The organism is Luteibacter pinisoli (assembly GCF_006385595.1).
Lineage (GTDB): Bacteria > Pseudomonadota > Gammaproteobacteria > Xanthomonadales > Rhodanobacteraceae > Luteibacter > Luteibacter pinisoli.
The window spans coordinates 2,659,591-2,680,668 of record NZ_CP041046.1 but is presented as its reverse complement, the minus strand read 5'-3'; the positions used below and the strand labels follow the sequence as shown (position 1 = coordinate 2,680,668).

The window sequence follows — 21,078 nt, the reverse complement described above, 5'->3', positions numbered from 1 at the left end:
ATCGGAGCGAGAGTACGGTGCAGGCGCGCAATGCGCTGAAGAAAATACGGAGGGATGGCCGAGTGGTTTAAGGCAGCAGTCTTGAAAACTGCCGTAGGTGTAAGCCTACCGTGGGTTCGAATCCCACTCTCTCCGCCAAATGCGATTTTTCCAAGTAAAATCAGTAACTTGGACAAGATCGCAAAATCCGTCGTCGGGACACATTTCGGGACACACAAGGTCCCCGAATGCGCATTCCGCACTACCTGCAAATGGCCCCCTCCGGCGTCTGGCATTACCGCCAGCGCGTGCCCGTGTTGCTTGCCTTCCTGCTTGGCAGGGCGGTCATCAAAAAAAGCCTCGCGACGCGCGACCTCGCTGGTGCCCGCGACCTCGCCCTCCAGTGGTGGCGTGCGTATGATGAACTGCATACACACGTGCGGAAGTTCGCAATGGCAGGGATGACGAAAGACGTGCGGTTGCTCGTTGAGCGATTGAAGAAAAACGGCACGCACTACCGGCTCGTCACGAAGCCCGACGGCACCATTGAAGTTGAAGTCACGGGACCCGAAGACCACGCAATGGCGATGGAAGCCATTGCCCGCATCGGTGAGCTCTACAAAGAGCCGTACGTGCGCCGCGCGGACATCGTCGCACCTGACGCACCTGACGCACCTGACGCATCGTCTTCGACCCGTCCGCCCCCGCCACCCGTGCCGGCACCTGCCACGCCGCGTGTGGCGAGTACCGCCCACCTGCCCGACGTTCCAATCGGCAAGGCCATCGACCAGTGGGAAAACGACATCCGTGCTGGAACGCGCCCCAAGACCCTGGTCATCAAGCGGATGGCGGTGGCCGACTTCGTCAAGTCCTTCGGGCTCAAACGCCCTGTCCATGATGTCACGCGGGTCGAAGTCGGCCAGTGGGTCTCCGAGCTCCGTGCAAGAAACCTTGCCACGCCGACCATCGTCAACCGCATCTCGTATCTCAAAGGCTTCCTCGATTGGTGCAAGGGGAAGGGGTACATCGAATTTCCCCGCAACGACTCGCCGGCCGCAGGCCAGGTGTCGTACAAGGCGCGCGAAAAACGCCTGCGGAAAAAGCACGGCTACCGTGCATTCAATGACGCGCAGCTCAAGATTCTCTTTGCACCGGGTGCCATTGCAAGGCTCAACAGTGAAGCGCGTCTTGGCTCCTGGATGGGGCTCTATCTTGGGGCGCGGGTAAGCGAAATCGGGCAGCTGGCACTCGATGATTTTTTTGATGTCGACGGCATGCCGTGCATGCGCATCACGAACGAAGGCGACGGGCAAAGCACGAAGAACGATTTTTCCAACCGTACGATTCCGGTCCATCCCGAGCTCATCCGGATGGGACTGCTCAAGCGCGTCGAGCGTCTGCGGAAGAGAGGCGAGACGCGCTTGTTCCCGAAAGTCGGCAAGGGTGCGATGAATGGCGCGGGCGACTGGTTGTCGAAAGCCTTTGGCCGCCACATCAAGCTCGCGTTGCCCGCACCGGATGTCGGGAAACTCGGCTTTCATTCGTTCCGGAAAACGGTCATCCAGACCCTGCAGGCCGCAGGCGTCACTGCCGAACTCCGTGCGGCGTACGTCGGCCACGAACTCGACGACGAGCATCACAACTCGTACGGTATGGATGCACCGAAAGACCAGGTGTTGGATGCCATCCTCAAACTCGACTATCCCGTGAGACCGGAAGCGGACAGCGTCGTGTGACGACGACGCCCGGCCCTCAGGCATGCCTGGAGGCATGCGGGGTGGCGCATTGCGCTTGATGTGTCGCGGCGCGATGTCTGAAGGGCCGTGCTAGTTGCCGAAACTTCCGAGCGGGCGGCTGGACGGGAATTCGAGCGAGGGCCTGCGAACTTCGGCTGACCAACGGTCGTTGCAGATGCGCAACGCTTCGTCCGCCTCGGCCAGTGCCTGGGGGGGCGGCACTCGCGCGAGCGCCGTGAGGTATGCGGCGACCCAGAACTCGCGCTGGGATATCGGCGTCGTCGGGGTCGGGTTGGAGGGGTGAGGCATGGAATGTCCTTAAGGGGGGGATTTCCATCCTTGCCCTGTCCGGTGAAACGTCAACTGGACAACTTGCCGCGCGACATGGGGCGCGCGTGACAGTTCGCACGACGGCCATCTGGTGCCGGCGCGTCACCGGAAAAATTGAGCGTTGACCGGTGACAAATCAGCGCGGCATCGGACAAGTGGGCGGGGGGCGGGTGGCGCAACGTGGCAACCAGCCGGATGAACGGACCCGTTTTCAAGGCCGGGGCGCGTTGGAATCAATCGATAAGATTTATTCCACCGCAGGTGAGGCGGCCGTTCTGTGGTCGGCCTAACCTAATGCCAGTGCAGTTTCCCCCCATTGTCGGCGGCCACCCCCGGACTGCCGACCTACCGGAGTAAATGAGATGGTTGACGAAAACGGTCCCCACTACTTTGTGGCATTCCAAACCCCCGGCCCGAAGTGGGTCCCGGGCGTAAAGTACAACGAGCAGCCGGAATTCATGAACCACGTCGGTTACATGAACGAGATGCAGGAGAACGGCCAGACCGTCCTCAGCGGTCCGTTCATGAAGAAGGCCGGCGGCCTCAACGGTGAGCTCGAAGAAGGCGGCATGACCATCTTCAAGGCAGCCGACATGGAAGAGGCAACGCGCATTGCCACCGACGACCCCACCGTCAAGTCGGGCATGCTCAACGTTGAGGTCAAGATGTTTTGGGTCCCGTTCCACACCTGACCCAACCCTGGCGCCGCTCACTCCTCCGGAGCGGCGCCATTTCCGTTTTACCGTTTCTCGAAGACGCCGAAGTAGGTATCGCCGGTCAACGTCGGCCGTTGGCCGAGCCGCGAGATGTAGCCGTCGAGGCAGCTTGAAAGGTCGGTGTTTTCCATCCCACCGTACGTTTCAAAGAGCGCAAGGAATCCGCGCGAACGCGCCAAGTCCCGCGTTCTTCCGATAACGCCCGCAATACCGTCTTCAAGCACCACCAGAAGGGTGCCGCGCCGCACCCCGGCCATGAGTGCCGAAACATGGGCAGGCGTCGCCGCCGCAAGCGACGCATAGCCTGACACGACAACATCCACCCGCGACCGGCAATGGACTTCGTCTATTGAGACAGGCTCGACCGTGGCCGGAACGATGGCGGCCACATCGGATACCAGTGCATGGCTCAAATGGTGCCAGGCGCTGGGGGCAATGTGCCTTGCATGGACGGACGGAAACGTACGGTCGTTGTCGATGAGGTGCGCGAGGAACCCGAGCAGCTCGGAACCTGGACCACACCCCGTCGCTGTGACGGAAAGGTCGAGGTGTTCATCGAGCCGTCCATTGAGGATGTCCGCGCAGCTGTTGAGTTGCAGGCGCATGAACTGCGCCCGGCTCGCCGCGTTGGCAAAGCCGTGGGCAAGGCGGGCGATGTCACCGGCCGGACCTTCCCGTGCCGCCTCGCCAACCGGACAGTTGGCATTCGCGCGAAGCTCGCGCACGGCTGCGGCGAGCGCCGCGTCGATACTTTTTTTGTCGGATGTGGCGCGGTAGAACGAATCAAGCACGCTGTTCACCGTTTCGAAAAACGGTGGGCCCATCAGCTGGTTCATTCTTGTCCTCGTTGCCATACAAGCGCACCCGTCCAAGACAGGACCCGTGCGCTACACCAGTGGACCGCAAGTTCGTGCGCAGGAAAACCGCTCGGTCGGAATGACACTTATTCGTTGACGAGAGGGTGAGAAACGCTGGTCGACGGCGCAAAGCGCCGCCTTGCTGGCTGTTCTGGTACACCGGCCCCCTCGCGACCGGTCGGCAGGATGAGCATGCCGCTCACACAATCCCGGGAATGCCTGCTGCCTCGGGTATGGGGTGCGGACTGTCGGGCGCAATGGTGTCGCTCGGGCAGGGAGTGGTGGCGACATCCCCTGTGGTGGAATAAGACAAATCGCACCCCGTGCGTCGCCGGTCCGCCCGAGGTTTGGCATAAGGGTCTCCGGGTGCCGGGGGACACCGGAAATCACGGGCAGACGGCGCTTTTGCACCCAGTCATTTTGCGTTGGTCGACGCCGCCTCGCGGTGTGGCCAGCGTGCCCGTCAACCGACCAGGAGTGTCCATGAACCATGCCGTTGCACGTCGCTTTTCCGTCCGCGTTCTACTCACCGCGACCCTTCTGGCCGTTGTCCTTGGCGCCAGCGTGAAGGCCCAGGGCACGGCTGGGAGCGTCTTCGGCCATGGGCCCGCTGGCGGCGAGGTCACGGTCACCAGTTCAACCGGCGCGCAGCGCCACGCAACCATCAGCAGCTCAGGGCGCTACACCATCTCCCCGGTTCCGACCGGCGTCTGGACCGTGGCACTGTCAACCGGCGGGCAGGCTGTCGATACACGGAAAAACATTCCCGTGACCGTGGGCCGTGGTGCGCAGATTGACTTTGCCTGCCCCAACGACCAGTGCGCGCAAGCGAAGTAATCGCGAGACCATCACGGGTGCCGGCATGGGCCGGCACCTCCTTTGCACCGGCCCTACTGGCCGAGGATTGCGCGCGCTTTGCCGACGAACCACGCGGGTTCCGGTTCCGGATTTCTAAAGGCGCAGTTTCAGCAGGGGTTCCGCTCCAGCGGTGAGCGCACAAAGGCGCATGCGTTCAACGGCGTTGGACACGAGCATCGCCGCTGGCATCAAGTCCATCCCGGGCGGGTCGGGTCGGGCTGCGATGTCGGCATGGAATTGCGCGACGTGGAGTGCAAGCAGGAAAAGGGCAACCGTTGTCGACAGGGCTTCAATATCGGGGCGAACGTTCCCCATCGCAGACAGTTGGGCCACGGGAAGACTTGCGATGGCCTGGACGAGGGGGCGGGCGATGTCGTGCAGTGCCCACGCACACAGTGCATCGTCATCGAACACGCGGACGAAGGGTGCTTCGCAGTAGCCGTTGAGGTCGTCCGGTGGCGGGCACCAGCACATCCATTGGCCCGGATTGTCCGGGTCGCGCTCGAGCGCATGGCCGGTGGCTCCAAGGAGCGGGCGCACGACATCCGTCCATTCAGTGGGGACCGGGGTGTGACGTTGGGGCAGGGCGTGCATGACCCTTTTTTTAGCGCGGAGGCGAGGGCGTGGAAGCGCTGTGCGGCCGATTGCCACCTTGACGGCTGCGCTGCCGGGGCCAGGCTTGGGCCATGACTGCATATGTGCCCGTTCGCCCGACGCCGTTTCCCCCTGCCGCCGTTTCCCTCTGGCCCGGAGAAAGCGCCGTCGAGCGGGCATGGATCGCAGGCGAGCTCGCCTATGTCATGGAACCTGCAGGCGTGAACGTGGGGCGCGTGCCGGAAGGCAACTCAGGCCACGCGACCCGTTTTCCATGGGTCGCGTGGTCCGACGAACTCCACGGTCACGCCGACCTGACCTCGGGCATTTACCGGGGTGATGTAGGTGGTCTTGCGGACTACTGCATCTCGCAGGTCAGGCGTGCGCTCGTCATGGTCCACTACCGGCCCCTGCTCATGTCGCGACTGCAACGTGTGTCAGCCGAAACGCTGGACGCAACACTCGAGTGGCTTGTCCTTCTGCTGGACCATCAGGGCCTTGCCGTTCCCCAATTCCTGCCCGGTCATCTGGAAATCAACCTTCTCGACCCAGGCACGCATCCCCCGCCTGGTTTCGAGCGACTGACCATCGCCGACTGCCGGCGGGGTGCTGCGCTGCTCCGTAACCCCTCTCATTGGCCGCACGGGCTCGCGCTTGTGAGCCTCATCGACGAGCTTGCACACCAGGAATCACGTCGGCGGCTGGACAACCTTCCGACAGCACAGGGGGTGCGGCAGACCGCGAGACTCTAGGGCGGACTTGCCGGGTCGCGGGAGCGCCCTGCAGCCGGAGTGTCTTGTGCGCTGATGGCAACCTTCTCGTCCCGTTTCCGCTGGAGACGGATGAGCATCTCCTGCGCTTCCGTCGCGGCGACCGCGCCGTTGACGAGCAGCTTTTCGAGTGGCGTTCCGGCCGCCTGCAACAACGTACGCGCATGAGCCTTGATGTAGGAAACAGCGAGGTCAAGCCGACCCAGCCCGGGGCTGACATAGGCGGTCGAGGGGGCGATGCGGACGGCAAACATGGGCGAGGAGACCTCGCTACAAACGCGGCTCGTGGGAGGTGCGTGGAAGACGAAATACCGGATTTCATCGACAACGGTCCCCGGCACACTGGCGTCACCCGGATGGATGGCTACGACAGACGCGACAACGGTCTCACTCATGGCTTTTCCACGGCTGCGGGTGAGGGGCGGGCAGTGCGCAACGCATCGCGCAGCGCTTCGATAAGCACGGCTTCGTCGAGCATGCTCTCGACGTCCGGGGCATCGGGTCGTACGGCAACAAGGGTCAGGGCGACCCCTTCCCGCCCGTCGGTGATGGTCGCCTCATGTGTTCCGGAAAAACGTGCTGCAACGGCGAGCAACGCGGCCTCGGTCACGAGCGTTGCGTCAAAATAGCGCTCGACGCGAGCGAGATGGGCATGGGTCATTGGTGGATTATCAATCGGGCCGGACTTGGGTGGTATCGGGTTGACCCCCCGGCAGCGAATAGGTGTTATTCCGCTGCACGATTGCCGGATGGCATTTGGCCGCATCGTCTCTGGCAAAGTTCGCCCGTCTTGTATCCCGTGGTTCTCAGGACAACACGCGCGGCACTCGGGCAGCGTCAGGAGTGGGCCGCTCCGCGCCGGCAGGCCAACCGTCGAGGCACAGCGGCGGACTCAAAATCGGTTTGTGACCGGGTGCGGACAACACCGCCTTGACTTGCCACCCGGCAATGCAACCATGGCGCCCATGACCTTGCTTCGGAGACGGGGAGTGGACATCGAGCAGTATTTCATGGACCTCACCGCCGAATCCCAGGCGCTCAAGAACCGAATCCGGAACCTGATTCGGGACCAGCACTGGCTTTCTGATGGTGAATGGAAGGAGTCGGTGGTGCGCGCGATGATTCGCCGCATCATCGGGCAGGACATCGGGGTGGCGCGTGGATTCGTCGTCAGTGGTGAAAGGGCGTCCAGCCAAATCGACATCCTCCTCTATGACGCCTCGCAGCCGGTCTTGCATCGGGACGGCGACTTCGTGGTCATCACGCCCAATGCCTGCCGGGGCATCATCGAGGTCAAGACAAGGCTGACGCGGACACGGCTTGAGGAAGCCATCGACAAGCTCGCCGACGACGCCGATTTTATCCGGGCGTCAGGCGGGAACCGCCTCGATTTCGTCGGCCTCTTCGATTTTGAAACCGAGTTTGGGATGGAAGCCAGTGAAGATGCACTGCGCATGCTGGCGGAGATTGCACGCCACGAGCGCGCCCGGGTCGTCGACCACGTCGTCCTTGGCCGTTCGACCTTCATGCGCTTCTGGGACAAGGCCGAGGACACCGTGCGGCCGGGACACTGGTCGCTCTACAAGCTCCAGGACATGGCGCCCGGCTATTTCCTCCACAACCTCGCGCTTAGACTCTCGTCCGTACCACCCGGAACCGAGGAGGACTGGTTTCCGCGTAACGGCAAGCAAGCGTTCCGCAGGGCAGATGTGCCACTGGGCCGGGCGCCGCGCCGTGCCTCCCAAAGCCCTGCCGCGCGAAGGCGGCGGTGACCTCCTCCGGTGCCGCCGTCTGGTGCGACGAAACACTGTACGCAGCGCTGTGTGCCAGGCGCGCCAATAGTTGCCACGCCATGCCGTGCAGCGACACGTTGCCCGCCATGACGCCTTGACAGACGCGATGCCCAGGGTACACCTGTGTCTTTGCAGGAGCTGGCATGGAGACGACCTCAAGACAACTGGCCGAGGCCATGGCGCCGTCGGGATGGCGGTTGGAAAAAGCACCAGTGGGCCAGCGAAAAGAGCGCTGGGGCTGGAAGATGGTGCATGGGCCGACGGGCAGTGAGGTCACCTGCGACCTGCTCGGGCAAATCGGGCGCACGTGGCGGGAGTTCTGCCGCATCCAGCTGACGGCCAACATGAGAGCCGAGACGGTGGCGGGCTGGCTCGCGTCTGGGGAAGGACCCGGGTGCGCGGTCATCGGGGAGTGGCTCGCATCGGGCGATGCGGCGATGCCGTCTTGCCTCATCGAAGCGGTCTCGGCGCTCCCGCACGCTCGCTCACCGCGTCAATGGCTCAGCGCCTCTGCCCACATGACCGTGGTGTCACCTCCGGGGCACCATGGCTTTAAGGCGTCGGTGCTCGAGCACCTCGCGCATCATCAGCGCGCCGCCCTCGGTGTATCGCTTCCCAAGGCACCCCAGCGCATGTCGCGCCGTCGCCTGTAACGGCCCTTGCAAGGCAGCCACCCCGGGCATCGCGCCAGGGAATAGGTGTTATGCCGGCCGGACGCATGTCCTTCGCGCCAAGTTCCACCGACGATGCCCCATCACTCGGGGAGGACGGGAATGGGGCTTGCTGAAACGATGGGTGTCTGGTTTCTCGCAACGGGTGGAACGGCGTTGCTCCTGTGGCTCATCGGCCATCTGACCTCGGCTTGGGGAAAGCCCCTGGCGCTTCTTGTCACCCTTCTTGGCGCCCTCGCGCTCGTCTGGCTCGTTGCCTATGCCGGCCCGAAGAACGCCCACGACTTTGCCGACGTCGCCGACAACGGCTCGCTCTTTGTCATCAAGGTGCTCTCGAGCCTCGCCGTTGCTGCAGCCGTTTTTGCCGTCTGGCTGGTGCCACCCCGTCAGTGACAGAAGTGAAGGATCGCTGCGTGGTCGATGCCGGCACCGAAGGCGAGGAGACAGAGGACGAAGACGCCCACGCATTCAAGCGGGCGACGCTCGCGCGGCGTCATCCGCCGGAGCCCGGTATGGATGTCACGGAAGAATTCGCGGATTCGGTAGTGCATGGCAGTCTCCAGGGAAACGTCCAGTTCTAACCGGGCGCGCAATCCGGTCAAGGGACAATCGGTCGCAGCAGGTGTCCGCCGCCTTGGCGTCGTCGGCCAGTTCGGGAACTGCACATTTCCGGCAGCAAAAGCACCACGGTCCGGCTTTGGCGCCGCATGGGCGCCTGGCCGGATGGCCGATGGCGGTTGTCGGCCGCGCGCGTTGCAATGGAACTCCGGAATACAAGGGGAATGCCATGGCCAACCGGACTGTCTTTCTGCGCGTCGCTGCATGCGGCGCTGCAGTGGTGCTCACCGGATGCGCGCGGATGCCGAAGGAGACCCTCGTCTATCGTCAGCCGGGCGCATCCCCTGCCATCGTGGTGACCCAGACCCTGGGCTGCTCGCCAGGCGACGACGCCATCATCGAGAAGGCCGAGGTCAAGGCGGTGGCCGCCTATGGCGCGAGCGACATCACCACGAGCGTCGACCTTCACCTGTTCATTCACCGCGCTGGGAAGCAGTCGGTCGAGTTCACGCTCCGGGACAATGGCACCCTCTCCGGAATCAACGCGACGGGCGAGGGGCAGGGGGTTGCCATCGCAAAGTCGGTCGTCTCCCTCGCGTCCGTCCTCGGCAGGGGAACGAACTTTGCCTATGAGCGAGGGAAAACGGCGACCCCGTGCGCGACACTCCGTGCATTCGCCAAGGCAAAAGCCGGCACCCCGGCCATCGTGACGGTGACCTACAGCGTGCCGGTCAAGCTCGAGCGGAAGCCGACTGCAGCCGGGCGAGCCGACCAGGGCTTCGTGGTGTCGCCGACCGACGACGTGCCGAAGGACGACACCAACTGGCACAACCAGGGGGACCCGTTCCTCGTGCCCGTCGACGCGGCGGGCGTTACGGCAAAGCTGGCGCTCCAGCCACTACTCGGGACATTCGAGGTGAAGGCCGAAGCACCCCACGTCGAAAACATCGCCCTTGCCAATCCCGAAGAGGCAAAGTGCAACGCGGCCGAACCGGGCCAGAGCGGGTTCGTCAGGCTCCCCCTCCGGAGGACCGCCGACGTGACGCTCACCGTCGTCCATGAACGGAACGACTCAAAGGCCCGCACCTTTACCGAGAACATCACCGTGCCGGTCGACGGATGCTATGGCGTCCAGGTGCCCATCGCCCGCGCGTTCGGGACGAACGAGTTCCAGCTCGGGCTCGCCGAGAACGGCCGCATCACGCATATCAAGTACGCCGCTGGCGGTGGTTTGTCCGACGTCGCTTCCGTGCTCGGGTCTGTCACCGACTTGAAGTCGACGGATGCGACCCGCGCAAAGGCCGCGCAGGACAAGGCGGACGTGCTCTTTGAGGAGCACCGGCTGATGACCTGCACCCTCGACATCACCCAGTGCACCCGTTAGCGGGAAACGGCGGGTACAAACGCCGACCGTCATTTGACCTCGACCACCGGCAGCTCCACGGGGAAGGGGGCGAGCGTCGTTGCGTATAGGGCAAGGGCCTCGAATTGCTTGTAAAGAAGGGCAAGCTCGGTAAACGGGTCGGGCCCGGGTGGTGTGCCGTCGAGGGGCACGAGACGCACCGTGCTGACGGGCCCGATGGGCGTAGGGCTCACCGATATCGCCAGGGCGCCCCTGGCCGGGTCTGCACCCATGGGCCGTCGGTGCATGACGGTGTTTCGGAATTCACCGAGCACCCTGAGCCAGCCTGGTGAGGCGACCGTTCCCATCTGCGTCATCAGGAGGGCGACGAGCGGGTGCTGTGCACTTGCCGCGTTGACCGGTTTGGCGACCCAGCGTTCGAGCCACGCAAGGCTGTCGATGGATTCCTTGGCACCGCACCCGATGGCGGCGATGTGGGCCAGGTGGTCACGCGCGGAGCAGAGCTCGCCAGCGAGTGAGTGGAACGCGAGGTGGAGGTCGGTCACCGCGAGGTTTGAAAAGGCCGCACCGGGTTTCTTCCCGGCCATGAGTGCCCAGCGCAGCTGTTCGTGATGGGCATTGGCAAGGTCACGCACACGGACACCGGCAGCATGGATGCAGACCGACACAGAGCGCGCGATGTCGGAGAACACGAGGTCACCCATCGAGCGCGAGACGTTTGCCAGCACGCCCCAGCTGTCGGCCGCGTGGAGCTGCTGGGGTGAGGGCGGCACATCAGGGCGCCACACCTCCGACCGCTCCGGGCTTCCGGTGTCATGCGCCTGGTTGACGCCGAGCATCTCGCACCCGCAGCGCGACGTGATGTCGAGGACCTGGGGCCACATCATCCGGTGACCGGTCAGTCCCGCATCGGTTCGTCCGACAGGGGCGAGGAGAAGATGTCCGTCGGTCAGGGGGTGGGCGAGCAGACCGCCGGTGAAGTAACAGGTCTCCGTCCTCGTCCCGGTCTTGAACTCCAGGCCTGATGCCTCGATGCGCATGGATTGCTCCTGTCGACCGCACGCGGGTCTTCGGTGTCCAGTGTACTGGTCAGGCGGGTGGCGGTATCAGGAGGTGTCACGGTGCGCGTGCCGGGGCGGGCGACACGGGCCCGGGAGCGCCCCTGCAAAAAAACGGAGAGCACGTCTTAGCATGCTGCGCATGCGAGCGGTCCGCGTTGCGTCCCGGGTCGGTGCATGAGGTCCAGTGCAGAGGGGCAGCGGCTCCGATGTCCAGTTGCGTTTCCGACATTCCGGGCTAAACGTCCAAAAATACCTTTGTCGAGGGTGTTTTCCTGATTTCCCGTCAGTCGCGATGCTCTCTTTTAACGTCATCCGGAACCGGTCGCGTTACACCCGGTCCGGTCACCAAAAATAATTCTGCAAGACCCCCTTGACGGCTCCGATATTCGAAGTATGCATATATGAAGTGCGGCCGGGTGTGTGATTGACCCGACTGCGAACCGGCCAGGATGGCCAATTGACTTTACAAGGACTGTAACCATGGCAGAGCACGCCCGCCCGCACCTCCATACCCACAACCGCGACAAGAAGCACAGCGCTGTTGCCGCTGCCGCCTACCGTCTCGGCATCAAGCTCTTCGACGAGCGCACCGAAAAGTGGCACGACTACTCCGGCCGTGCCGGCAAGGCCGTTGTCTTCGGGGAAACCATCGGCCCGAAGGGTGTACCGCAATGGCTCCTCGACCCCGCGTCCCTCTGGAACGCGGTCGAGAAAGCCGAGCAACGCAGTGATGCGCAGATTGCGCGCGATTACCGCATCCCCATTCCCTTGGGGCTCGACGAGAAAGCGGCGATTGCCATGAGCCGCTCGGTCGCCGGCTACATCGTTGCCCGGTTCAATGTCCCCGTCTGTGTCGCAGTCCATCGCGACAACAGTGTCGACCTCGACGGGAAGGTCAAGCCCGATGAGAAGATTGGCTTCCATGCGCATCTCCTGTTTCCCACGCGTGAGTTGGTCCGGGAAGGCGATGGGGCAGGGGATGGCTGGATGTTCTCAAGGAAGTTTACTGAGCTCTCCAACGCCCGCATGTCGTCCGGTGTCGTTGACGCGATGAACGAAAAATGGGCACGCCTTGCCAACCGGTATCTGACCGACGCGGGCCTCCCGGCAACGTATGAATACCAAAGCTACAAACGCCTCGGGCTGGACAAGACACCAAAGCCTGTCCGCGCGCGGAAATACGGGGAGGCAGCAGAGTGGTACAAGCCACCCCGGCCAGCAGGAAAATCGCCCTCAGGCACGAAGGGAGCGGCCGGCCTCAATGCAAGGTCGCCCGACATCCGGCTCGACAAGGCATCCGTCGCAACACGCCTCCAGGCCCGACGTGTGGCAAAGGGCACGCGTGCGGCGGCGACCCAACTCAAACGGCACCAGCGTATCGCTGCAAGGCCCATCCATGGCAAGGCCCCCTTGCTCAACCGCGTGTCTTTCGTCGGAGGACGCACGCTTCGCATTGACTCCAACCTGCGTCTGTCCGAATTGATGCGAAACGCTGGCCATCGCCCGACGAGTGATGCCGAACAGGCTGCCCTCGAGCGCAGCATGTTCCTCGCTGACCTGATTGAAAGCCTGCTCTTCGCGATGGAGCGGGCAAGGCAGGAGCGGGGCGAATTTGCCATGGAGATGCTCCGCCGGCAGATGGCGTTCGATGATGCGCGCGTCAGGCAGGGCATTGTCGACCGCGACTTGCGCCGCGCTGAAGAAAACCTGCAGCGCTGGTTGACCCTCCATCCGCTCCGTCCCCGCCTTCGCCGGCCCACGGATGAGCACCGCCGGCTGGTCGAGGCGCGAGACCGGGCGGCTGTGAGCGTCGAGCGTGTGCATGCGTCGCTTTCGAAGATGACCGAGGAGAAACAGGACCTCGTCCGCGTCGAAGAGCACCTGCGCGGGAACAACGACAAGGCAATGCGTCGAATCCGGGCAACGATTGAAGGCTACAAGCCGGAATTTCGCACTGTGAGTGATGCGCTCAAACGCCATCTCTCCGACCAGCAGAAGCTCGACATCGACAGCCTCGCCCGGCACCTCGGCCTCGACGCGCCAGAGGAAGTGACCCTTTCACGGACCGAGGCGGCGTTTCCCAAGGGAACCCGCCCGTAAACACCACAAGGCCAGGGAGGCCGACATGACACACGAGATCGAACTCGAGCTCCACACCCGCCCCACCGACGGCACCGCTGTTGCCCTCATCGCGCGGCGCCTTTGCATCGAACTCATCGACAAACGCACGGGGAACTTCCATGACCACACCGTACGCGGAACACCCGACTCGTCCATGACCGTCGCCCCACCGGGGGCGCTTGCCTGGTGCTCGCATGCAGAGGAGGTCTGGAACCGGGTCGAGTGGGCGGAACGCCACGGCACGCCGCCCGTGTTCTTCGAGCTCCGCACACCCATCCCGGGCACCATGGACAAGGTCGAAGTCCATGATTTCGCCCGCAACCTTGCAGGCTTCATCGCCCGCGACATGAGCGTGCCGGTGACCTTTGCCGTTCTCGGCGGCACTGTGCCCTGGCCCGTTCGGGACGACCCGGGGCGGCATGTCCGGCTGTGCTTCCCGACCCGCATGCTCGCGCTGGCGGATTACTCAAACGCCATTAGGGACCGCTCGAACGAACCCTCGGGTTTCGCGGGGCGTCTTGCAATGACCACAAACCCGCATCTTGCAAAGCAGTTCACAACGCGCGTGACCCAGGAAGTTGGGCGCCTCCGGCATGCAGCCGGGTCAACCCTTCCAATTGGGAAGATGCGCCCCTTTTTGCCTGACGATGGCGACCTGTTTGACGACCTGCCATTGCCAGCGGCCGTCCCGACAGAGAATCCGGAAACGCATCCACTCCTTGTCCGCCTGCGAAAGGAAGCCCCCCGGGGCATGACGCTCCCGGACCTTCGCGACTTCGAGCTTGCCATGGGGTTTGCCAGGACCGTCGAAGACGCGCTCGGGGACGTCGTCGCTCACGGGAAGGTCGACGAAAACCTCCGTGCCCAGCTCGCCCGGGTCTCGACCAGTGTGCTTGACCACGCCTACCGTCTTGATGAAGCGAGGCGGTATCGGGCAAGGGTCGACCGCGAACTCAAGGAGATGAAGCCATTGAAGAAAAGCTTCTTCGTGTTTTTGAGGGGCAGGATGGAACTTGCCTCCCTCGCCCGACAAAGGAAAATTGACGAGCAGTCGCGGGCATCCCTGCATGTCACCGAGCTCAAAGCTGCGGCGGGCCGCCTGCGGCTCCAGGTCTCAAAACTCAAAGTCGACTGCCGTGTATCAGACCTCGCCCTCTCGACGGCACGCAGTGAGCTCAAAGACGCGGTCAAGGGTCTCCACGGTGCCGACCCGAACCTGCTCACCCACATGCTCGTCATTGCAGGCGACGAGGAGCGCGTGCAGATGAAGCTCGCCATGGCAAGCGTTATCCCGAAGGTGGCAGAGCCGTCCGAGGTTTCGAGCGGAGAGGGTGGACACACGGGTCCTCCCATCAAACCCGGGCGCGGCGGCGGACCGCGCTGACGGCGTCAGTCGGGCGATGACCGGGAGAAGGCGTCGAGGCGCGCTCCGGAGAGTGCACGCGCAACGTCCTGGGCATCAAACGGTGGGGACAGGACCTGGCACGTAGCCGGCAGTGCGCCGTGGTCGTGCGTGGTGGCATTGCAGATGCAAATCATGCCGAGCCCCGGGTGGTGGTCGGCCAACCAGACCGGGAAGGAGGTTGTCCCGTCCTCGGCCAACTCACCGCACCGGCAAACCACCGCACAGACCATCGAACTCGCGCCCAGGACGACCCGGGCGATTTGGACCGAGGACGCCTCGATGACAGCAAACCCCTGGCCCTGCAAGACAATTCCCAGGGCGTCCCGGCTCTGCACGGGGAGGCCGACGAGCAAGACGATGGATTGGGTGTCGGGTGCTTGCTTTGGCATCCGGCGAGTATGCCCCGTTCAGTGGCTGGGTGGCCTGCATCCTCTCCGCTCCGGGGGATGAGGGCCGTCGCTTGATGGGCGAGACCGGCCCGGAGAAATGGCGTGCGGTAGACCGGTTGGCCTGCACACAGGTAAAGCTTCGCTTGCGATTCGCGCATACACGTTGATGAATGCTGGCCAACACAATCGGCAATTTGCATGTTTCTCGACATTTTCAATGCATGGCTGCGTCGAGCATCGGGCGGCCCATTACCGTGGCAGACGACCCATGGAAGCAACAAGCAACGCCATTCGCCGTGCCCGCCTCCTGGAAGTGCTCTCGGAGCTCAAGCGTGATGGCGCCTCCTCGCCTGCCGACCGCGCCATGCTTCTGGGCATTGGCAGTGACGACCTGGCGCGGTTGCTCAAGGGCGCGCCGGTCAGCGATGCGCTCGCCGAGGAAATCGAATTTCTCATGTGCCGTCCCCGGGGCTGGATGGACACGGCAATGGAACCTGCGCTCGCCTGAGCCCAATGGGCGCATACGCCAGCCATCTCCCATGCATACCCGTCCTTCCATCGACAGTGACCTCATCGCCTTGCTCTCGGAGCTCCTCGACGCCGGATTCATGCTCGACGACGACCCTGGGTTCGATGAGGCCGTCAAGGTTCGGGACCGTGGCATCGGCGCCTTGAGTGATGTTGAGCGGGAAGTGTACGGCCGCGAAGTCAGGCCCGTGCTCGAAGCGTATGCACAATCCCGCGCGGAAGACGCCATCCATGGTTGCAAGCCATGGTGAGGCGGAGCGGGGACCGCAAGGGCAGCGGAGGTCGTTCTGCGTGCACTTCGGGCTCACATCCCCTTTCGCATGCTGCCAATGTCTCCCCTCGAGCGTCGCCATTGCGCCCGACCCCGTCCACAGCGGATGTCAGTGCCGTTAGAGGCCCACGTCGCGCCGCATGTACGCAGGCGTTGGATGGCTTGGTCACGACCACGAAAGGGCAGGCGCATAACCCGGACAGGCGTGCAGTGACGATGCGCGCGCACTTTCGCGCACGTGCGCAGTTGGCCGCACGGTCGCCGAACAGGGAAAGGCCGGCCCGGGAGGCCAGACAACTCCCATGGGCGCGACTCACATGAACCGGACAGGCTGCAGGGGATGCGGTGATGCGGAAGCCGTGGCGGCCGGGTTGACGATGGCATTCCAGCCCATTGTTGATGTCGGCGCACGACGCGTCTTCGCCCACGAAGCGCTGGTCAGGGGAACAAGCGGACAGTCCGCCCAGGACGTCCTCTCGGCGGTCGCCCACGACAACCGCTATGCGTTCGACCAGGCCTGCCGCATCGTCGCCATTCGCACGGCCGCCCGCGTTGGCCCGCCGGCGCTCCTGTCCATCAACTTCCTCCCGAACGCGGTCTACAACCCGGAACATTGTCTCCAGGCAACCTTTGTTGCAGCGGCGCAAGCGGGCTGGCCGGTCGACCGCGTCATCTTCGAAGTCACCGAGCACGAGGAGGTCGTCGACCACGGACATCTCGTCGCGATTCTCGCGGCCTACAAGGCACACGGCTTTCTCACAGCGATTGATGACTTCGGCGCCGGATTTGCGGGCATGAACCTCCTCGCAGACTTCCAGCCTGACCTCCTGAAGCTCGACATCGGCCTTGTCAGGGGCATCGACACCGACGCCGCCCGCCGTCGTATCGTCCAGCACCTCGCGGCGATGTGCAGTGACCTCAGCGTGCGCGTGATAGCCGAGGGTGTCGAAACACAAGACGAGTGCCGGGCGCTCCTTGACCTTGGCATCGGCCTGCAACAGGGCTTTTTGTTTGCAAGGCCCGGGCTTGCGTCATTGCCCGCTGTAGCGTGGCCGGACCTGACCGACGGTCCCTAGCGCAGTAACAGGGGAAGCAGGATGGGTCTGGCCCCGGCCGGGAAGTGGGATTGGCAAGGCGTGAGGGTCGCCAGGGAAGTGGCCACGAAAAGGCCTGCGTCCGGGAAGGCACGCAGGCCGGGGCCGTCCATGGCCAATTGGGGGTACCTCCTTGCGGAGGCCGGTGCGATTCTCACGAATGGCGGCGGTAGGGTAGTCAATGCGCGCGTCCAGGAAAAGTGCGCGCCGTCACGCGGACGACGACGGCGAATCGACGCTCTCGGGCGAAGGGGCTGGTCGCCGCCCTGAACTTGCCTTGTCAACGGTGAAACGGTCCTCACGAAGCAGTGACTTTCCACCCCGCATCATCGGCGCCCGTGTCGCAGTCCCTCCCACCCCCACTGCGTCACACCGGCCCCTGTCCATCAGCAGGGGCCTTTTTTCTGACACAGCCGACGAAGTCGGCCAACCGGAAACCGAGGTTGCCTATGGCGCAAGTGCGCATCTACGTCATGTATCCGGCTCACAACACGAGAACATGGCATGTTTCCATCAATGGCCGGGACGGGGAGTCGTACACCGATGGCCTCGTCGCGTTGCATGCTGCATGCGAGCGCGCCCGCGTGATGGAAGAGATGGGTGACGACGTCACCGTGATGCAGGAAGACGCGGCCGGGGCTTGGCACATCGTCCGGGAGTGAGGCCCGAAGGAGCGCAGCTTGTTGTCTTCCCACATGGACGTCTAAACGAATGCTGAATCCTGCTCCTTGAACGGACTGCACTCGGCCCTATCTGCGTTTTTGCCGGGGAACACCGGCCTGGCCTTTAATCAGGCGAGCACCCATTCCATCTCCTTGCACCTTGGAGGATTTGCCATGCGTACTCTCAACCTCAACCCCATCTTTCGCGCCAACTCCGGCCTCGACCGGGTCTTTGACCTCATTGAAGCGGCAGCCCAGCGGCAGGGCGATGATTTTCCGCCCTTCGATTCGCTGCGCCTCTCAGACAACCGCTTTCGCCTGTCCATCGCCGTCCCGGGTTTCCGTGACGACGAAGTCGCGGTCACGCAGCACAAGCGTGAGCTTATTGTCAGCGGTGAGCGCAAGGTCGACACGGAAGGGGAATATCTCCACCAGGGCATTCCCGCGCGGGTCTTCAGCCGCCGGTTCCAGCTTGCCGAACATACGGAAGTCACCGGGGCGACGCTCGCCCATGGCCTGCTGTCGATTGAGCTTGTCCGGAACGTTCCCGACGCCGAAAAGCCCCGCACCATTCCCGTGAGTGTGTCCCCGGACAGTGCCGAGCCTGTGCGTCAGGTTGAGCGCAACGTGGCCTGATGGAGCCGCCCGCCCCCGCAAGGGGCGGGCCTTTCCCGATGGCCAGGTGCCAGGATTCAACGCAGCAATGGTGCGTGACGGCCGCAGACCTCGCGTGGGCAGAGACGTGGCGTCCCCCACCGGGACCTCCCCGCAGGGAATGCATTGACTGCCGCCATTTCATCCCCGACGCCATCAATCCACCCGGTGGGCTTGGGGGTTGCCGCAAGCGGCCGGGCCTGAGCGTGTTTCCGGGCGTGGACATGCGATGCAACCGGTGGACGCAAGCGCGGGCCTCGCCCGGATGGACGCTGCGGGCTGAAACGGATATCTGGTCTTGGCAGGATTCTGGAAAACCGAATTGGCCGTCCAAAAACATCCGTTTTCAAAACGCAAGACGATGGCAAAGGTCGCGGGTTCGCAGGCGGCAACCTCACTCCCTTGGCTTGTCGTCACGCGGCATACCGGGGCCTCGCAGGTATGCCTGGACCGCCAGGGCGTCGGCACCGACCGCAGCAACGGCCGCGTACACCGACGCGGGGTTGACGCCCAGGGCGAGCGCCCAGAGCCGGACGTCTTCGGCGTCGTCGGGGTTGATGCGGGTGATGCGGGGTAATTCGTGCGACACGTCGGGAACCAAGGATTGCCTGGTGCCGAACGTGCCGGTACGCACGTCAACGCATCATCGACGTCGACTCAGGGCACGGATGATGTCTGTGAAATCACGGGGTGCCCGAAGAACTGCGAGAGGCCAAATCAATGGCAGCATTCAGCTCATGGAGGCTGAAAGGCTTGACGACCCGCACGGCGTTCGCGGGTGCGTCGTCCGTCGGCTCATTGGGGTCGGAGAGCATGATGACCACGCTCATCGATGCGTTCTTTTTCCGCGCCTCTTCCAGATACGCGCCGGCGTGGTCCTCTCCAGGGGCGGGAACGGCGGCTACGAGAAAGTCCACGGTATCGAACTTTTCGACCTGATTTGCCGCGCTTGCATGGGTCGATGCCGTCGCCGTCTCGTACCCACGCTGGCCGAGGACATCGGCCACGGTCTGGGCAAGGGACGCACTTGGTTCGATTACAACAGCGAGCATCCGGCGAGGCATGGGAGGACCTTGTTCAAAATGGATACAGCGGCGGCGCTGGGCCCTGCCCGGCACAGGGGGCAACTTGCACACGGTGTGGGGCACGCAGCGGTCAGACGCCGGGTGCGGCCGCAAACCGCCGACCAGTGACTGCCGTCCATTACATGGCAGCCCGGACAAGCATCGCCAATCCACCAGACCAGCGCAATGGGCGGCGGTCAATGCTGGCGGAGCGGCCGGGGTGAACCGGTGGCAACGGGTAAACCACGTGACGACCAACGATTTCCCATTCGTTGGCGGCCGTCGTCGGGGGAGAGGAATGCCTCCCGGTGCGGGACGTGCATTGTCTTCTGCGGAGGCGTGAGACGATTAGGGCCTTCACATATGTGATGAGGCTCCGGTTGAAGACATCATCGTTTTTTCCGATAAACGGGGTGGACCTTTAGGGGAGGGCCGGGATGATGGACGAACTGCAATGCGCGAGGCGGGCGAATCTTCGCCTCCTCCTGAATGAGCTCCGCCGCGAAGGCATCGCCTGTCGCGAAGCCAGAGCTCGAATGCTGGGCATCCCGCCCGAAGAATTCGGCCGCATTGTGAAGGGTGCGCCCGTCAGCGACCGGCTTGCCCGGGACGTGGAATGGGCCATGAACCGTCCTCGTGGATGGCTTGACCGCGTCACCCCGGACGCCATCGCGTAAGGTCATCGCGTCGCAAGACCGGCACGGGATAGCCGATGACGCAGCCGTCGTATTCGAGCCTTTTCAGACATGCCCGATGACGCTTGCACAGGGCGCTTGGATGGCGACGTGCGATGACGGTCCTGCTGCCAGGGTGGCCAGCCGTGCGGAGCCCGTGAGGACTGCACGCAGGGAGTCGATGGCCGCTGCCGGTTGTCGGGGGCCGAGCTGCGTACCAACGTGCGCAAGCTCGATGGCTCTGCCCGTTCCCGATATCGGCGAGAGGACAACCGCGACAGCACAGGGCGCTGTGGTATGCCCGGGCATGGACAAGGGCGGCGGGGGCGGGACTTCGGCGAAGACCAGGAGGCACGGGCGCTCCTCGCACGCCACGTGGACGGCCGCGTCAAACAGGGCCGCACCCAGGGTATAGGGCCCCGCCGTCACTGTCGTCGATGCAGCGTGGTTTTGGGTGCGGGTCGCCCAGTTGCCAGCCAGGGTGCAAGAGACAGACTGCAGGAAGGTGAGCGGCGAGACCGCCACCGGGGAACTGGTGACAGCAACAAGCAACCGGTCGACCGCCTCGGCATCGGCAGAATGGGTGGCAAAGACCGTTTGCAGCGTTGACGTGTTTCCGCCCCAGCTGGTGCATGCCTCGGCCGCAGCATCAAGGGCGAGCCGCTCGAACACCGAGGCCCGCCGGCCATGCGTGCCTTGGGCTGGTGTGGCAGAAGACACGGCCGAAACGCGAATCCTCAGGCGGACGGCTTGATCGTAAGCCGGTCGCAGTGGTTGGGTTGTCGTATGGGCAGGGAGCAGTTGCGCGTTCAGACAAGCATCCTTGCGGTGGGGCGCACAGCATGCAGCCCCTCGATGACTTGGCAGCGTGAAGATGAACACGCGTGGGTGAGCCTTTCATCAACCATTCCCATGCATGCCCTGACAATG

Annotated in this window: 25 protein-coding genes and 1 tRNA gene; 18 read left to right on the top strand and 8 right to left on the bottom strand. The window is 63.8% G+C overall.

The genetic code is table 11. The annotated features are described in order from the left end of the window. Positions 1-48 precede the first annotated feature (48 nt). The 3 genes from FIV34_RS12215 to FIV34_RS12205 all read left to right on the top strand — a co-directional run bounded on the left by FIV34_RS12215 (position 49) and on the right by FIV34_RS12205 (position 2,737). A tRNA-Ser gene (locus FIV34_RS12215) sits at positions 49-138 on the top strand. 89 nt (positions 139-227) lie between these two features. Continuing rightward, on the top strand, positions 228-1,715 hold the full coding sequence (locus FIV34_RS12210; protein WP_139983127.1) for a site-specific integrase: 1,488 nt from the start codon (positions 228-230) through the stop codon (positions 1,713-1,715). Between the two features lie 692 nt (positions 1,716-2,407). Next, on the top strand, positions 2,408-2,737 hold the full coding sequence (locus tag FIV34_RS12205) for a YciI family protein (RefSeq protein WP_139983125.1): 330 nt from the start codon (positions 2,408-2,410) through the stop codon (positions 2,735-2,737). Between the two features lie 47 nt (positions 2,738-2,784). Here FIV34_RS12205 and FIV34_RS12200 read toward each other — a convergent pair whose 3' ends face one another. Next, positions 2,785-3,597 (bottom strand): hypothetical protein, encoded by an 813-nt coding sequence (locus tag FIV34_RS12200; RefSeq protein ID WP_139983123.1) that lies wholly within the window; start codon positions 3,595-3,597, stop codon positions 2,785-2,787. A gap of 504 nt (positions 3,598-4,101) precedes the next feature. Here FIV34_RS12200 and FIV34_RS12195 point away from each other — a divergent pair. Next, complete coding sequence (locus FIV34_RS12195) at positions 4,102-4,455, top strand: carboxypeptidase-like regulatory domain-containing protein (RefSeq protein WP_246058606.1); 354 nt, start codon at positions 4,102-4,104, stop codon at positions 4,453-4,455. 114 nt (positions 4,456-4,569) lie between these two features. On the opposite strand, the gene FIV34_RS12190 is transcribed toward FIV34_RS12195, so the two are convergent. Next, positions 4,570-5,016, bottom strand: coding sequence for a hypothetical protein (locus FIV34_RS12190; RefSeq protein ID WP_139983121.1), 447 nt, complete (start codon positions 5,014-5,016; stop codon positions 4,570-4,572). Positions 5,017-5,162: 146 nt separating this feature from the next. Here FIV34_RS12190 and FIV34_RS12185 point away from each other — a divergent pair, with 146 nt between their 5' ends. Further along, positions 5,163-5,822: a hypothetical protein gene (locus tag FIV34_RS12185; protein WP_139983119.1), complete on the top strand. Its 660-nt coding sequence runs from the start codon at positions 5,163-5,165 to the stop codon at positions 5,820-5,822. Here the strand turns inward: FIV34_RS12185 and FIV34_RS12180 are convergent. Further along, positions 5,819-6,235 carry a hypothetical protein gene (locus FIV34_RS12180; protein ID WP_139983117.1) on the bottom strand — a complete coding sequence of 139 codons (417 nt, stop codon included), beginning with the start codon at positions 6,233-6,235 and terminating at the stop codon, positions 5,819-5,821. The genes FIV34_RS12185 and FIV34_RS12180 overlap by 4 nt on opposite strands. Beyond that, complete coding sequence (locus FIV34_RS12175) at positions 6,232-6,501, bottom strand: hypothetical protein (RefSeq protein ID WP_139983115.1); 270 nt, start codon at positions 6,499-6,501, stop codon at positions 6,232-6,234. Before FIV34_RS12175 ends, FIV34_RS12180 begins: the two co-directional genes overlap by 4 nt. Positions 6,502-6,829: 328 nt before the next feature. On the opposite strand from FIV34_RS12175, the gene FIV34_RS12170 reads away from it, so the two are divergent. The 5 genes from FIV34_RS12170 (at position 6,830) to FIV34_RS12155 (ending at position 10,246) form a co-directional block, all read left to right on the top strand. Further along, positions 6,830-7,612 carry a DUF6602 domain-containing protein gene (locus FIV34_RS12170; RefSeq protein WP_139983113.1) on the top strand — a complete coding sequence of 261 codons (783 nt, stop codon included), beginning with the start codon at positions 6,830-6,832 and terminating at the stop codon, positions 7,610-7,612. A 164-nt stretch (positions 7,613-7,776) separates the two neighbouring features. Beyond that, positions 7,777-8,286: a hypothetical protein gene (locus tag FIV34_RS12165; protein ID WP_139983111.1), complete on the top strand. Its 510-nt coding sequence runs from the start codon at positions 7,777-7,779 to the stop codon at positions 8,284-8,286. A gap of 120 nt (positions 8,287-8,406) precedes the next feature. Beyond that, entirely contained in the window at positions 8,407-8,697 is a 291-nt protein-coding gene (locus FIV34_RS12160; protein ID WP_139983109.1) for a hypothetical protein, read from the top strand. 20 nt (positions 8,698-8,717) lie between these two features. Then, the gene (locus FIV34_RS20995) at positions 8,718-8,885 is read left to right on the top strand and encodes a hypothetical protein (protein ID WP_170207616.1); all 168 of its coding nucleotides are present in this window, start codon (positions 8,718-8,720) and stop codon (positions 8,883-8,885) included. 206 nt (positions 8,886-9,091) lie between these two features. After that, positions 9,092-10,246, top strand: coding sequence for a hypothetical protein (locus FIV34_RS12155; protein ID WP_139983107.1), 1,155 nt, complete (start codon positions 9,092-9,094; stop codon positions 10,244-10,246). Positions 10,247-10,275: 29 nt separating this feature from the next. On the opposite strand, the gene FIV34_RS12150 is transcribed toward FIV34_RS12155, so the two are convergent. Beyond that, on the bottom strand, positions 10,276-11,265 hold the full coding sequence (locus FIV34_RS12150; RefSeq protein WP_139983105.1) for a hypothetical protein: 990 nt from the start codon (positions 11,263-11,265) through the stop codon (positions 10,276-10,278). Positions 11,266-11,766: 501 nt separating this feature from the next. Between FIV34_RS12150 and FIV34_RS12145 the strand changes: the two genes are divergently transcribed. The 7 genes from FIV34_RS12145 (at position 11,767) to FIV34_RS12110 (ending at position 18,392) form a co-directional block, all read left to right on the top strand. Beyond that, positions 11,767-13,386 (top strand): MobA/MobL family protein, encoded by a 1,620-nt coding sequence (locus FIV34_RS12145; RefSeq protein ID WP_139983103.1) that lies wholly within the window; start codon positions 11,767-11,769, stop codon positions 13,384-13,386. Between the two features lie 25 nt (positions 13,387-13,411). Then, positions 13,412-14,791 (top strand): hypothetical protein, encoded by a 1,380-nt coding sequence (locus FIV34_RS12140; RefSeq protein WP_139983100.1) that lies wholly within the window; start codon positions 13,412-13,414, stop codon positions 14,789-14,791. Between the two features lie 678 nt (positions 14,792-15,469). Beyond that, a complete protein-coding gene (locus FIV34_RS12130) occupies positions 15,470-15,709 on the top strand; it encodes a hypothetical protein (protein ID WP_139983096.1) in 240 nt (79 codons plus the stop codon). A 31-nt stretch (positions 15,710-15,740) separates the two neighbouring features. After that, the gene (locus FIV34_RS12125; RefSeq protein WP_139983094.1) at positions 15,741-15,980 is read left to right on the top strand and encodes a hypothetical protein; all 240 of its coding nucleotides are present in this window, start codon (positions 15,741-15,743) and stop codon (positions 15,978-15,980) included. Between the two features lie 337 nt (positions 15,981-16,317). Beyond that, entirely contained in the window at positions 16,318-17,076 is a 759-nt protein-coding gene (locus FIV34_RS12120; protein ID WP_139983092.1) for an EAL domain-containing protein, read from the top strand. Between the two features lie 467 nt (positions 17,077-17,543). Continuing rightward, complete coding sequence (locus tag FIV34_RS12115) at positions 17,544-17,756, top strand: hypothetical protein (protein ID WP_139983090.1); 213 nt, start codon at positions 17,544-17,546, stop codon at positions 17,754-17,756. Positions 17,757-17,930: 174 nt separating this feature from the next. After that, positions 17,931-18,392: an Hsp20 family protein gene (locus tag FIV34_RS12110; protein WP_139983088.1), complete on the top strand. Its 462-nt coding sequence runs from the start codon at positions 17,931-17,933 to the stop codon at positions 18,390-18,392. A 412-nt stretch (positions 18,393-18,804) separates the two neighbouring features. On the opposite strand, the gene FIV34_RS12105 is transcribed toward FIV34_RS12110, so the two are convergent. Both FIV34_RS12105 and FIV34_RS12100 read right to left on the bottom strand, forming a co-directional pair. Beyond that, positions 18,805-19,044, bottom strand: a complete 240-nt coding sequence (locus FIV34_RS12105) for a DUF3606 domain-containing protein (RefSeq protein WP_139983086.1) — start codon at positions 19,042-19,044, stop codon at positions 18,805-18,807. Between the two features lie 49 nt (positions 19,045-19,093). Continuing rightward, the gene (locus FIV34_RS12100; protein ID WP_139983084.1) at positions 19,094-19,474 is read right to left on the bottom strand and encodes a response regulator transcription factor; all 381 of its coding nucleotides are present in this window, start codon (positions 19,472-19,474) and stop codon (positions 19,094-19,096) included. Positions 19,475-19,911: 437 nt separating this feature from the next. On the opposite strand from FIV34_RS12100, the gene FIV34_RS12095 reads away from it, so the two are divergent. Continuing rightward, positions 19,912-20,151: a hypothetical protein gene (locus FIV34_RS12095; RefSeq protein ID WP_139983082.1), complete on the top strand. Its 240-nt coding sequence runs from the start codon at positions 19,912-19,914 to the stop codon at positions 20,149-20,151. A 63-nt stretch (positions 20,152-20,214) separates the two neighbouring features. Here the strand turns inward: FIV34_RS12095 and FIV34_RS12090 are convergent, their stop codons facing one another. Then, a complete protein-coding gene (locus FIV34_RS12090) occupies positions 20,215-21,030 on the bottom strand; it encodes a beta-ketoacyl synthase chain length factor (RefSeq protein ID WP_139983080.1) in 816 nt (271 codons plus the stop codon). Positions 21,031-21,078 lie beyond the last annotated feature (48 nt).

Excerpts from the sequence above, each read along its gene's own strand:
- FIV34_RS12100 (WP_139983084.1), bottom strand. The coding sequence starts at position 19,474 with ATGCCTCGCCGGATGCTCGCTGTTGTAATCGAACCAAGTGCGTCCCTT.
- FIV34_RS12200 (WP_139983123.1), bottom strand. The coding sequence starts at position 3,597 with ATGAACCAGCTGATGGGCCCACCGTTTTTCGAAACGGTGAACAGCGTG.
- FIV34_RS12165 (WP_139983111.1), top strand. The coding sequence starts at position 7,777 with ATGGAGACGACCTCAAGACAACTGGCCGAGGCCATGGCGCCGTCGGGA.
- FIV34_RS12205 (WP_139983125.1), top strand. The coding sequence starts at position 2,408 with ATGGTTGACGAAAACGGTCCCCACTACTTTGTGGCATTCCAAACCCCC.
- FIV34_RS12180 (WP_139983117.1), bottom strand. The coding sequence starts at position 6,235 with ATGAGTGAGACCGTTGTCGCGTCTGTCGTAGCCATCCATCCGGGTGAC.
- FIV34_RS12120 (WP_139983092.1), top strand. The coding sequence starts at position 16,318 with ATGAACCGGACAGGCTGCAGGGGATGCGGTGATGCGGAAGCCGTGGCG.
- FIV34_RS12160 (WP_139983109.1), top strand. The coding sequence starts at position 8,407 with ATGGGGCTTGCTGAAACGATGGGTGTCTGGTTTCTCGCAACGGGTGGA.
- FIV34_RS12175 (WP_139983115.1), bottom strand. The coding sequence starts at position 6,501 with ATGACCCATGCCCATCTCGCTCGCGTCGAGCGCTATTTTGACGCAACG.
- FIV34_RS12125 (WP_139983094.1), top strand. The coding sequence starts at position 15,741 with ATGCATACCCGTCCTTCCATCGACAGTGACCTCATCGCCTTGCTCTCG.
- FIV34_RS12145 (WP_139983103.1), top strand. The coding sequence starts at position 11,767 with ATGGCAGAGCACGCCCGCCCGCACCTCCATACCCACAACCGCGACAAG.
- FIV34_RS12185 (WP_139983119.1), top strand. The coding sequence starts at position 5,163 with ATGACTGCATATGTGCCCGTTCGCCCGACGCCGTTTCCCCCTGCCGCC.
- FIV34_RS12095 (WP_139983082.1), top strand. The coding sequence starts at position 19,912 with ATGATGGACGAACTGCAATGCGCGAGGCGGGCGAATCTTCGCCTCCTC.
- FIV34_RS12155 (WP_139983107.1), top strand. The coding sequence starts at position 9,092 with ATGGCCAACCGGACTGTCTTTCTGCGCGTCGCTGCATGCGGCGCTGCA.
- FIV34_RS12195 (WP_246058606.1), top strand. The coding sequence starts at position 4,102 with ATGAACCATGCCGTTGCACGTCGCTTTTCCGTCCGCGTTCTACTCACC.
- FIV34_RS12210 (WP_139983127.1), top strand. The coding sequence starts at position 228 with ATGCGCATTCCGCACTACCTGCAAATGGCCCCCTCCGGCGTCTGGCAT.
- FIV34_RS12140 (WP_139983100.1), top strand. The coding sequence starts at position 13,412 with ATGACACACGAGATCGAACTCGAGCTCCACACCCGCCCCACCGACGGC.
- FIV34_RS12115 (WP_139983090.1), top strand. The coding sequence starts at position 17,544 with ATGGCGCAAGTGCGCATCTACGTCATGTATCCGGCTCACAACACGAGA.
- FIV34_RS12150 (WP_139983105.1), bottom strand. The coding sequence starts at position 11,265 with ATGCGCATCGAGGCATCAGGCCTGGAGTTCAAGACCGGGACGAGGACG.
- FIV34_RS12110 (WP_139983088.1), top strand. The coding sequence starts at position 17,931 with ATGCGTACTCTCAACCTCAACCCCATCTTTCGCGCCAACTCCGGCCTC.
- FIV34_RS12130 (WP_139983096.1), top strand. The coding sequence starts at position 15,470 with ATGGAAGCAACAAGCAACGCCATTCGCCGTGCCCGCCTCCTGGAAGTG.